Origin of the sequence: uncultured Campylobacter sp. (assembly GCF_938031315.1) — a bacterium.
Lineage (GTDB): Bacteria > Campylobacterota > Campylobacteria > Campylobacterales > Campylobacteraceae > Campylobacter_B.
In genome coordinates this window covers 1-10,922 of record NZ_CALHHT010000470.1, presented here as the reverse complement: position 1 = coordinate 10,922, position 10,922 = coordinate 1, and the positions used below count along the sequence as shown (strand labels likewise).

Annotated in this window: 11 protein-coding genes; 10 read left to right on the top strand and 1 reads right to left on the bottom strand. The window is 46.4% G+C overall.

Annotated features, from left to right (window positions below; all coding sequences use genetic code 11):
- Nucleotides 1-80: 80 nt before the first annotated feature.
- From Q0236_RS11685 to Q0236_RS11640, 10 genes are all read left to right on the top strand, one after another.
- Complete coding sequence (locus Q0236_RS11685) at nucleotides 81-1,163, top strand: type IV pilus twitching motility protein PilT (RefSeq protein WP_297918217.1); 1,083 nt, start codon at nucleotides 81-83, stop codon at nucleotides 1,161-1,163.
- Complete coding sequence (locus Q0236_RS11680; protein ID WP_297918215.1) at nucleotides 1,163-1,840, top strand: CvpA family protein; 678 nt, start codon at nucleotides 1,163-1,165, stop codon at nucleotides 1,838-1,840. Before Q0236_RS11685 ends, Q0236_RS11680 begins: the two co-directional genes overlap by 1 nt.
- A complete protein-coding gene (locus tag Q0236_RS11675; RefSeq protein ID WP_005871221.1) occupies nucleotides 1,837-2,304 on the top strand; it encodes a Fur family transcriptional regulator in 468 nt (155 codons plus the stop codon). The genes Q0236_RS11680 and Q0236_RS11675 overlap by 4 nt, the downstream gene beginning before the upstream one ends.
- Nucleotide 2,305: 1 nt before the next feature.
- Nucleotides 2,306-3,799 carry a lysine--tRNA ligase gene (gene lysS, locus Q0236_RS11670; RefSeq protein ID WP_297918212.1) on the top strand — a complete coding sequence of 498 codons (1,494 nt, stop codon included), beginning with the start codon at nucleotides 2,306-2,308 and terminating at the stop codon, nucleotides 3,797-3,799.
- A 2-nt stretch (nucleotides 3,800-3,801) separates the two neighbouring features.
- Complete coding sequence (locus tag Q0236_RS11665) at nucleotides 3,802-5,049, top strand: serine hydroxymethyltransferase (protein WP_297918210.1); 1,248 nt, start codon at nucleotides 3,802-3,804, stop codon at nucleotides 5,047-5,049.
- A gap of 94 nt (nucleotides 5,050-5,143) precedes the next feature.
- Nucleotides 5,144-6,178 carry a hypothetical protein gene (locus Q0236_RS11660; protein ID WP_297918208.1) on the top strand — a complete coding sequence of 345 codons (1,035 nt, stop codon included), beginning with the start codon at nucleotides 5,144-5,146 and terminating at the stop codon, nucleotides 6,176-6,178.
- Nucleotides 6,178-6,963, top strand: coding sequence for a shikimate dehydrogenase (locus tag Q0236_RS11655; RefSeq protein WP_297918206.1), 786 nt, complete (start codon nucleotides 6,178-6,180; stop codon nucleotides 6,961-6,963). The genes Q0236_RS11660 and Q0236_RS11655 overlap by 1 nt, the downstream gene beginning before the upstream one ends.
- A 322-nt stretch (nucleotides 6,964-7,285) precedes the next feature.
- Nucleotides 7,286-7,492 carry a DUF4492 domain-containing protein gene (locus tag Q0236_RS11650; RefSeq protein WP_005871229.1) on the top strand — a complete coding sequence of 69 codons (207 nt, stop codon included), beginning with the start codon at nucleotides 7,286-7,288 and terminating at the stop codon, nucleotides 7,490-7,492.
- Between the two features lie 2 nt (nucleotides 7,493-7,494).
- A complete protein-coding gene (locus Q0236_RS11645) occupies nucleotides 7,495-9,018 on the top strand; it encodes a cytochrome ubiquinol oxidase subunit I (RefSeq protein ID WP_297918204.1) in 1,524 nt (507 codons plus the stop codon).
- Between the two features lies 1 nt (nucleotide 9,019).
- Nucleotides 9,020-10,126 carry a cytochrome d ubiquinol oxidase subunit II gene (locus Q0236_RS11640; RefSeq protein WP_297918202.1) on the top strand — a complete coding sequence of 369 codons (1,107 nt, stop codon included), beginning with the start codon at nucleotides 9,020-9,022 and terminating at the stop codon, nucleotides 10,124-10,126.
- A gap of 346 nt (nucleotides 10,127-10,472) precedes the next feature.
- Here Q0236_RS11640 and Q0236_RS11635 read toward each other — a convergent pair.
- On the bottom strand, nucleotides 10,473-10,922 hold a 450-nt coding region (locus tag Q0236_RS11635; RefSeq protein ID WP_297918200.1), incomplete at its 5' end, for an SbmA/BacA-like family transporter.

Below are 10,922 nucleotides of genomic sequence, written 5' to 3'. Positions count from 1 at the left end.
GCGAATATTTTAAAACACGCGCCGCAGTCCGAAGGAAATTACTTCGTAGTGCCGAAGATCATAGACTGAAAGGAATTTTAATGGAAGAAGCTCAAAGAAATTTAGTAGATATCGAAACTCTACTTAAAACGGTCGTTTTTAACAAAGCGAGCGACCTGCACTTGGTTTCGCGCTCTGCGCCTCAGATTCGTATCGACGGAACACTACGTCCGCTTGCTATGGAGCCACTTAAGGGTACCGATATCGAATATATCTGCTACGCGCTCATCACAGACGCACAAAAAAGTGCGTTGGAAGAAAATAAGGAGCTTGACTTTGCGATCGAGCTTCCTAATATCGGGCGTTTCCGTGGAAACTACTATTACACGATGAACGGCGATCTAGCTGCGGCATTTCGTATCATTCCTATTGATATTCCAAGTCTAGACGATTTAAAAGCCCCTGGGATTTTTAAAGAAGTGGTCAAGCATGAAAAGGGTATGATTTTGGTTACTGGACCTACCGGTAGCGGTAAATCTACGACGCTTGCTGCGATGCTAAATGAGATCAACGAAAAGGAGCGTAAGCACATTATTACGGTTGAAGACCCGGTTGAGTTTGTCCATACGAATAAAAAAGCTCTTTTTTCGCACAGAAACATCGGCACCGATACCCATTCCTATGCGAATGCGTTGAAATTCGCATTGCGCGAAGATCCTGATATCATCCTCGTCGGTGAGATGCGCGATAGAGAGACGATTTCTATTGCGATCACCGCAGCCGAAACCGGACACTTGGTCTTCGGTACGCTGCATACGAACTCAGCGATGCAAACGATCAACCGTATCATTGATAGCTTCGACGGTGGCGAGCAGCTTCAGGTGCGAAATATGCTCTCTGTATCGCTTACGGCGGTCATTTCGCAGAGCTTGCTTCCACGTCTTGGCGGTGGACGTATCGCGATACATGAAATTTTAATCAACAATAACGCCGTTGCGAACCTGATCCGAGAAAACAAAGTGCATCAAATTTACTCTCAAATGCAGCTAAATCAGCAATCTACCGGTATGATAACTCAAACTCAAGCGATGGTTAAAGCGATCCGTGCAAATCAAATTTCAAAAGATACGGCGTTTAGGTACTCGACTAACCTGCAAGAGTTAATAGGCGTGGTGGGTGCTTGATGGAAGCTATTAATTGGTTCGACGTCGGCTGTTTGGTACTCGTAGTGCTCTTCGGACTGCGCGGTATCACCAACGGCATTGTAAAAGAAATTTTTGGAATTTTGGGTCTCATCGGCGGTCTTTTTGCCGCGATGCGTTATAAAACTATGGCAGGCGAGTGGATTGCAGCAAAAATTCCAGCTTTACAGAATGCAAACGGCGTGCTTTCGGGCGACACGACGCAGGTTCTCATCGGCTTTATCGCTGTGCTTTTTGGCGTATGGATCTCGTGTCTGATTATAGGCGAAATTATTTCAAAATTCTTTAAATGGAGTGGACTGGGCTTTGTCGATAAGATCGGCGGGTTCGTGTTTAGCGTAAGTAAAATTTTCTTGATTTTTGCCGTTATCGTTACGCTTGCAAGCGGTCCTATGTCGATGAACGAACAGACCAAAAGGTATTTTGAAAGCAGCAAAACTGCGCCGATTTTTTTAAAAATAGGAAACTGGATTTTAAATCTCAAAGACGATCCGAAGATCAAACAAAGCTTGGATTCTATCGGTTCTAAGATGGATGATAAGCTCTTAAAAGATCAAAATTCTACCACCCGTATGAACTCGGATCAAAATCAAAGCACTGAACCTAGCGATTTTAACGCCAGTTCAGAAGTAAATTCTACAGAAAGGACAAAATTATGAATGCAAAAATCGAAAATTTAGAGTTTGACGCTCTAATCGTTGAGTTTAAAAAGGCACTTGCCGCTAGCGGTTTAAAATATACTAAGCAGCGCGAGGTTTTGCTCCGCACGCTTTATAACAATAACAAACACTTCACGCCCGAAGCGCTTCATAATGAGATCAAAGCGAAATTCCCCGAACTAAACGTAGGCATAGCGACGGTGTATCGCACCTTAAATTTGCTTGAGGATTCAGGTATGGCGACGTCGATCTCATTTGGCGCACAGGGCAAGAAATTTGAGCTTGCAAATAAACCTCACCACGACCATTTAATCTGCAAAAGCTGCAATAAGATCATAGAATTTCAAGATGCTACTATCGAGCGCAAACAGCTTGCCGTCGCCAAAGAGCACGGTTTTACGCTTACGGGACATATGATGCAGCTGTATGGAATTTGCCCTGAATGCGCGGCAAAAAGGAAGTAGATTGTTTGATAGCCAGTTAGAAATCCAAAGGATAGACAAGGCGTCGGAACTTCGAAATTTAGGGGCTAATCCCTATCCGCACTTTCTGAAAAAAGATATGAGCATAGCCGAGTTTAAAGAAAAATTCGGCTTCATAAAAGATACCGAGGATAAAAAAGCGAGCGAGAAGGTAAGCCTCGCCGGACGATTAAAGCTAAAGCGCGTCGCGGGCAAATCCACCTTTGCAAACATAGAAGATCAAAGCGGCAATATTCAAATTTATTACTCGCGCGACAGCATCGGCGAGGAGGATTACGCTAAATTTAAGAAAAATCTCGAAGTGGGCGATATAATTTTGGTGTGCGGATACGCCTTCGTCACCCAAACGGGGGAGTTTTCGATCCATGCTAGCAAAATAACGCTTGCATCCAAAGCGATCTACCCGCTTCCGGAGAAATTTCACGGCCTAATCGACATCGAGATGCGCTACCGCCAAAGATATCTCGATATGATAATGAACCCCGAGGTCCGCGAGGATTTTATCAAGCGCTCGATCATCGTTAGCGAGATCCGCAGCTTTTTTGAAAAGCACGGATTTTTGGAGGTCGAAACGCCGATGATGCACCCTATCGCAGGCGGCGCGAATGCTAAGCCTTTCATCACGCACCACAATGCCCTAGACGTTGATCGCTACTTGCGTATCGCGCCGGAGCTCTATCTAAAGCGCCTCGTCGTAGGCGGCATGGAGGCGGTCTTTGAGATCAACCGAAACTTCCGCAACGAAGGTATGGATCTGACGCACAATCCGGAATTTACAAGCATAGAATTCTACTGGGCGTGGCATGATTATAACGACGCGATGAACCTAACCGAGGAGCTATTTAAAGCGCTGTTTAAGAGGCTTGGGTTGGGCGAAATTTTAATCTACGATGAGCGCGAGATCGATTTTTCAAAGCCTTTTGCGCGCATAAAGTATCTCGACGCGCTTACGCAGATAGGCGGCATCGAGCCACGTATCGTAAATGATCGCGAAAAGATCATCGCCAAACTCAAAGAGGATAAATTTGAAGTCAATGAAAAGCTCGATCTAGGCCACCTGCAGAGCGAACTTTTTGATAATTACGTAGAAGCTAAGCTCATAAATCCGACCTTCATCGTGGATTTTCCGATCTCGATCAGCCCGCTTTCGCGCAGAAGCGACGAAAATCCGCAGATAGCCGAGAGATTTGAGCTTTATATCGCAGGCAAGGAGCTAGCCAACGCCTTTAACGAGCTGAACGATCCGCTCGATCAATACGCCAGATTTAAGGCGCAAATCGACGCTAAAAACGCTGGCGACGACGAAGCTCACGAGATGGACGAGGATTATGTCCGCGCGCTTAGCTACGCGATGCCGCCGACTACCGGCTGGGGGCTTGGGATCGATCGCTTGGCGATGATTTTGCTGAATAAAAAATCGATCCGCGACGTGATTTTATTCCCTGCGATGAGGCCGCTAAATTTAGAGAAGGAGTGAACGTGTCAAATTTAGAAAAATTCGATAATGAAATTTTTAGTTTAACCAACAAAGAGCTTACTCGCCAGTGCGATTATTTGGAGATGATCGCGAGCGAAAATTTTACCTATCCCGAGGTGATGGAGGCGATGGGCTCGGTGCTAACGAACAAATACGCCGAGGGCTATCCCGGCAAGCGCTACTACGGCGGCTGCGAGTTCGTAGACGAGATCGAACAGATTGCGATCGATCGCTGCAAAAAGCTCTTCGGCTGTGAGTTTGCAAACGTCCAGCCAAACAGCGGCAGCCAAGCCAACCAGGGTGTATATGCTGCGTTTTTGAAACCGGGCGAGAAAATTTTAGGCATGGCGCTTAGCCACGGCGGGCATTTGACGCACGGCGCGAAGGTCTCAAGCAGCGGAAAGATGTATGAGAGCTTTGAATACGGCGTGGAGCTCGATGGTCGCATAAACTATGATAAGGTGCTTGAGATCGCTCAGATCGTAAAGCCGAAGATGATCGTTTGCGGTGCGAGCGCCTATACGCGCGAGATAGATTTTGCTAAATTTAGACAGATCGCAGATAGCGTGGGCGCGTTTCTTTTCGCCGACGTAGCGCACGTCGCAGGGCTCGTCGTCGCGGGCGAACACACGGATCCGTTTCCGCACTGCCACGTCGTAAGCTCGACCACGCATAAAACGCTTCGCGGTCCGCGCGGCGGCATCATAATGACCAACGACGAGGAATTTGCTAAAAAGATCAACTCGGCGATCTTCCCGGGCATCCAAGGCGGCCCGCTAATGCACGTCATCGCCGCTAAGGCGGTGGGCTTTAAACACAATCTAAGCCCCGAGTGGAAGGTCTATGCCAAGCAGGTCAAGGCAAACGCTAGAGTTTTGGGCGAAACGCTGGTTAAGCGCGGCTTTGATCTTGTTAGCGGCGGCACCGATAACCATCTGATTTTAATGAGCTTTTTAAATAGAGATTTTAGCGGCAAGGACGCTAGCGCCGCGCTTGAAAACGCAGGTATTACGACGAATAAAAATACCGTGCCGGGCGAGACGCGCAGCCCATTCGTCACCAGCGGTATCCGCGTCGGAAGCCCCGCACTTACGGCGCGCGGCATGAAGGAGAAAGAATTTGAGTTTATCGGAAATAAAATCGCCGACGTGCTAAGCGACATCTCAAATTCCAAGCTTCAGGCGCAGGTCAAAGAGGAAGTGCGGGATTTGGCGCACCGCTTTATCATCTACGACCGCGCGATGTATTAAATTTAATAAATTCGGGTAAGCTTACCCGAATTATTTATTTCGTAAATTTTGCGTGGTAGAATTTACAAAGTAAATAATAATCTTAGGAGAGAGTATGAACGACAAAAATTTCGATATGAGCAGCATAGACGACATAGTGATCAATAGCGGCAATGTCGATAAGAACGCGAATTTAAAAAAAGGTCTTACCGTTGCAGCCGGCGTCGTAGTTTTATTCTTAATCATTTTAATCATAATGAAGGCTATTAATAAAGACGATATTGATACTAACGCAGGTCTTACTATGCCTAGTGAAGAAGAGCTTGCCAAAGCGGAGCAAAAGCCTGCCGTGCAAGTTCAAAAACCCGAGCCTTCGCAGCCTGAGCCTGTAGAAGTGAAATCAGAACCCAATGCAGCATCTGCAGCTCCAACCAAAGTAGAGATAAAAACCCAAGAGCCTAATTCCGAAAGCAAGGTCGTCGCAAGCGCTCAGCCTGAAGCACAGAAAGTAGAAATCCAAAAGCCCGAAATCAAAGAAGAGCCAAAAAAATCCGAAGTTAAAATAGAAAGTAAAAAGATTGAGCCTAAAGACGAAGCTAAAAAACCTGAAAAAACGGACGTAAAGAAGTCCGAGCCTAAAAAAGAGTCTGCAAAAGACGAGATCAAAAAAGAACCTTCTAAAACCGAAATTAGAAAAGTCGAGCAGAAAGTAGAGCCTAAAAAAGAACCTGAAAAACAAGCAAAAACAGAAGTTAAAAAAGAGTCTTCAAAAACGGAAGTTAAAAAGGAACATGCTAAAGCTGAGACCAAGAAAGAGCCTGCTAAGCTCGAGCCTAAAAAAGAAGCTAGCAAGCCGGAGTCTAAAAGCGAGAGCATAAAAGCAGCTGGCGTTGCGGCGAAGAGCACCAGCACCAGCGTGGCAAACGGCAGTTATGTGCAGGTTTTCGCATCCAATGCCTACGATCCAAACGGATCTGATACCAAAAAAATCACCAAAAAAGGCTACAGCCCAATTGCGCTGCAAACTCACGTCGGAAGCAAGAGCGTGACTAAAATTTTAGTTGGACCTTTTGAGGGCGAGGCGCTACAAAAGGCGCTTAGCGATATGCGCAGCATCAATAGCGGAGCGTATATATACCGAGTGAAATAGTGGACAGATTTGCGGTTTTCGGCAACCCGATCGCCCACTCTCTCTCGCCGCTACTTCATAATTACGCTATAAAATTTCTAGCCCTAGACGCCTACTATGGGCGAGTTTTGCTGCAGCGCGGCGAGGAGCTGCGAGCTAAATTTGAAACTTTAGGGCTTACGGGCGCGAACGTAACCGTGCCTTTTAAGCTCGACGCATTTAAAGCATGCGATGTCCTAAGCGAGGCGGCGCAGAAGATCGGCTCGGTAAATACGCTCGTGTTAAAGGGCGGCGCGCTGCACGGTTTTAACACCGACGCACAAGGGTTTTTCTGCGCGATCTTGGGTTTTGGCGAGATCCGCAATGCGCTTATTTTGGGTGCGGGCGGCACGACGCGAGCGATCGGCTACGCATTAGGCAAAAACGGCGTGAAATTTGACATCTTAAACCGCAGCGCAAAGGAATTTGACTTCGGCTGCGAGGAATTTTTTACCTATGAAAATTTCAAATCCAAAGACTACGATCTTATCGTCAATGCCACCGGCGCGGGGCTCAAAGATGACGCTCTGCCTGCACCTGAGGGGGTAATAGATGAAATTTTATCCCGCGCGAAATTTGCCTTCGATGCGATCTACGGCAAGCAGACTCCGTTTTTGCAAGCCGCGCGTGCAAAAAATCTGCCCGCAAAGGATGGCAAAGAGATGCTGATAAATCAGGGCGCGCTTGCTTTCAATCTCTTTTTCGGCGGTAAATTTGATCTCCAAGAGATAATTAAGCTTATGAGTTACGCCGCAAATCTTCGCTAAATTTAGAGCCGGATGCGGCGCTAAATTTTATATCGCTCAAACGATTAAAATTTTATCTTGCTTTAAATTTGCTGCATTAAACGATATGACGCCGCTAACTTTATCTTTTACGCCGCCTGAAACGAAGCAAAATTTTAATCTAAAAAGCGGCGAGACCGCTCGGTTTTTGAAAACGCGCGCTACGGCGCGTCGCGGCAGAGTTTGGAATTTTTTTCGAAATAGGATAAAATCAGCGCGAAATTTTTAAAATTTAAAGTTAGATTTTAATTAATTACTATATAATAAAAAATATAAACTAATAATTGCTAAAGGTTAAAATTTGATGTTTTTCGGCAAAATTTTAAAATTTTACGCGCACGGATTTGCTTCGATGAAGCTTGGCAAAACGCTATGGGCGGTGATTTTGATCAAGCTATTTATAATTTTTGTGCTACTAAAATTTTTCATTTTCGACGAAAATTTAGATTCTAAATTTAAAACCGATCAAGAAAAAATCGATTTCATCTATAAAAATTTGACTAAGGAGTAGGAATGCAAGAGCTTGCTAGCGTGGATTGGTCGAGGGCGCAGTTTGCGCTCACGGCGCTTTATCACTTTCTTTTCGTGCCCCTAACGCTGGGGCTTAGCTTTATCGTGGCGTTTATGGAGAGCCTATATGTCGCGACCGGCAAACAGGAGTGGCTCAAGATCACTAAATTTTGGCTGCGCCTTTTCGGTATAAATTTCGCAATCGGCGTCGCGACCGGTATCATAATGGAGTTTGAGTTCGGCACCAACTGGGCGAATTACAGCTGGTTCGTGGGCGATATCTTCGGCGCTCCGCTTGCGATCGAGGGCTTGCTGGCGTTTTTCTTAGAGGCTACCTTCTTTGCGGTAATGTTCTTCGGCTGGGATCGCGTAAGCAAAAAATTTCATCTTCTTTCAACCTGGCTCGTGGCGATCGGATCAAATTTAAGCGCGTATTGGATCCTGATCGCGAACGCCTGGATGCAAAACCCCGTCGGTACGAGCTTTAATCCCGATACGATGCGCAACGAGATGAGTAATTTTTTAGATATCGCGCTATCTCACTTCGGAGTGGCTAAATTTTTGCATACCGTCGGCGGCGGCTACATTACCGCGGCGCTTTTCGTGCTTGGAATTTCAGCGTTTTATATGTTAAAAAACAAAGACTTCGCGCTTGCTAAAAAAAGCTTCATCGTGGCGGCAAGCTTCGGTATGTTAAGCTCGCTTTTCGTGCTATTTAGCGGCGACGAGAGCGCCTATCAGGTCGCGCAAAAGCAGCCGATGAAGCTTGCGGCGATGGAGGGCCTGTATAAAGGCGAAGTAAACGCAGGCATCGTCGCGGCGGGAGTTTTAAATCCGAGCAAAACCGCGGGAGACGATAAAGAGCCGTTTTTATTTGAGATTAAAGCGCCTTATGCGCTAGGGCTGATGGCTACGAGAGGGCTTGATAATTTCACTCCGGGCATCGATGATTTGGTATTTGGAAACGAAAAATTCGGCATCGAAGGCGCGGATAAAAAGATCGAAAAAGGCAAAATCGCCCTGCAAGCGCTAAAGGATTACAAGCTCGCCAAAGACGCCAATGATACCGCAGCGATGCAGCAGGCGCGCGAAATTTTATTCGGCAACCAAAATATGCAAAATCTAGGCTACGGCTACCTTGACGATGCGAAGCAGATCGTCCCTCCCGTGGCGCTTACATTTTATAGCTTCCACGTGATGGTGGCTCTGGGAAGCTATTTTATCTTGCTATTTTTCGTAACGCTATTTTTGGCGATGCGAAAGAATCTCGCCGAATACAAGAAAATTCTATGGCTTTGCGTATTTAGCATCCCTTTGGGATACGTCGCGTGCGAGGCGGGCTGGATAGTAGCCGAAGTAGGGCGCCAGCCGTGGGCGATACAAGATCTCATGCCGGTGGGCGTCGCAGCTACGAGCCTGGCGGGAACGAACATAATGATCTCATTCGCGCTCTTTGCGGTTTTATTTACGGTTTTATTCATAGCCGAGATAAAGATCATGCTAAAACAGATAAAGATAGGATTTTAAGATGCACGAAATTTTTCAAATTTATTGGTGGTGCGTGGTTTCGCTTCTGGGCGGAATTTTGGTTTTTATGCTCTTCGTGCAGGGCGGTCAGACGCTGCTTTTTACGCTGGCGAAAAATGAGACCGAGAAGGATTTTATAATAAATTCCATCGGCAAGAAATGGGAACTTACATTTACTACGCTCGTGATGTTCGGCGGAGCGTGCTTTGCGGCGTTTCCGCTATTTTATGCGACCAGCTTCGGCGGTGCGTATTGGGCGTGGATGGCTCTGCTTTTTTGCTTCATAATCCAAGCCGTCGCTTACGAATACAGAAAAAAGCCCGATAATTTCTTGGGCGCTAAAACTTATGAAGCCTTTCTTTTCATAAACGGCTCGCTGGGCACGATCCTGCTTGGCATCATCGTCTCGACGCTTTTTAGCGGCAGCGAGTTTGCGCTGGGCGATAATAATTTCGTGCAGTGGAAAAGCTCCGCTCGCGGACTTGAGGCGCTAGCAAATCCGTTTAATTACATCTTGGGAGTTGCACTATTTTTCTGCGCTAGGACGGGAGCGAGCTTATATTTGATGAATAATATCGCCGAGCCTGAAATGATCGCCAAGCTCAAAGCCTCGCTTAAATTTAACGCTAGCGCGTTTTTGGTTTTTTTCATCGCGTTTTTGGCGTGGGTCTTGCTAAAGCAGGGCTATGTAGTCGGCGCGGGCGGAGTCGTAAGTCTCGAGAGTTTTAAGTATCTGCACAATTACCTAAGCCTGCCCGCGGCGCTAATCTTGCTGCTGCTCGGCATTGTGCTGGTGCTGGTGGGGATATTCAAAGGCGCATTTACAAGCAGCGTGCGCGGAGTATTTTTCTACGGCGTGGGCGTCGTATGCGCGGTAACGAGCGTATTTTTGATCCTGGGGCTAAACAACACGGCGTTTTATCCGTCAAATTTCGACCTGCAAAGCTCGCTTTCGATAAGCAACGCAAGCTCGAGCCTCTATACGCTTAAGACGATGTTTTACGTGTCGTTTCTAGTGCCTTTCGTGCTGGGTTATATCAGCTATGTTTGGCGCGCGATGGATGCTAAAAAGCTCGATAAAGAGGGGCTTTCAAACGAGCATTATTAGGCACCCGCTCTAGCGCGGCTTCTGCGCGCCCCGTGTGGCGGCAAGAAGCTGCTCGCGTGCGCGGCACTGCGTGCTTTTGCGCTTGGTTAAATTTCATATCGGCGGCGCCTTTTGCGCGCCGCATTTATAAAAAATTTTAAGGATTAAAAATGGTCAAATCTTTAGTTTTCATCGCGATTTGGATGATCTTGCTAATCGCGAGCTATAAATTTATAAAGCTAAACATCGTTCATCACGAAAAAAGAGAGCAGTAAAAGCGTAGAAATTTTAAAAGCTTGCGGCCCGGAATTTCGCTTTAAATTTAGAAAGCGAAATCTAGGGCCGCAAGGTGCGGGCGAAATTTTATCTAGCCCTTGTAGTCGATATTTTTTTCAAACTCTTTAAGTCGCATATGGATTGAGCGAAGCTCCGTGATCGTCGTCCAGTTATTCATAAAAATACTAAAACTTCCGCGCACTTGATTAAAGGCGTTACTTACCTGCACCAACACACCCAAAGTGATCGCCTGAGTAAAAATACCAGGACCTACCAAGAAGTAAGGCACTAAAATTAAAATTTGAGAAAAAGATCGAAGCCATAGATCGAAATAACAAAGATGCAAATATAGCTTGTAATAGTTATGCTTCAGCTTCGCAAACAGCCCCTCGACTTGCTCCTGTCCTCCATAGTTGATTTTGTCGTCCTCGGCCAAGACTAACTCTTTACGAAACGCTGCTTCTACCTTTTGGTTATCGTATTCCAGGCGCGGCAGGTACCAGCCCACTAACCACGAAATGATAAGTCCGCCGATGCTGAC

What these genes read in the sequence shown, in the direction of transcription:
- Q0236_RS11680 (WP_297918215.1), top strand. Translation starts at nt 1,163, where the DNA reads ATGGAAGCTATTAATTGGTTCGACGTCGGCTGTTTGGTACTCGTAGTG.
- Q0236_RS11660 (WP_297918208.1), top strand. Translation starts at nt 5,144, where the DNA reads ATGAACGACAAAAATTTCGATATGAGCAGCATAGACGACATAGTGATC.
- Q0236_RS11640 (WP_297918202.1), top strand. Translation starts at nt 9,020, where the DNA reads ATGCACGAAATTTTTCAAATTTATTGGTGGTGCGTGGTTTCGCTTCTG.
- Q0236_RS11650 (WP_005871229.1), top strand. Translation starts at nt 7,286, where the DNA reads ATGTTTTTCGGCAAAATTTTAAAATTTTACGCGCACGGATTTGCTTCG.
- Q0236_RS11685 (WP_297918217.1), top strand. Translation starts at nt 81, where the DNA reads ATGGAAGAAGCTCAAAGAAATTTAGTAGATATCGAAACTCTACTTAAA.
- Q0236_RS11675 (WP_005871221.1), top strand. Translation starts at nt 1,837, where the DNA reads ATGAATGCAAAAATCGAAAATTTAGAGTTTGACGCTCTAATCGTTGAG.
- Q0236_RS11645 (WP_297918204.1), top strand. Translation starts at nt 7,495, where the DNA reads ATGCAAGAGCTTGCTAGCGTGGATTGGTCGAGGGCGCAGTTTGCGCTC.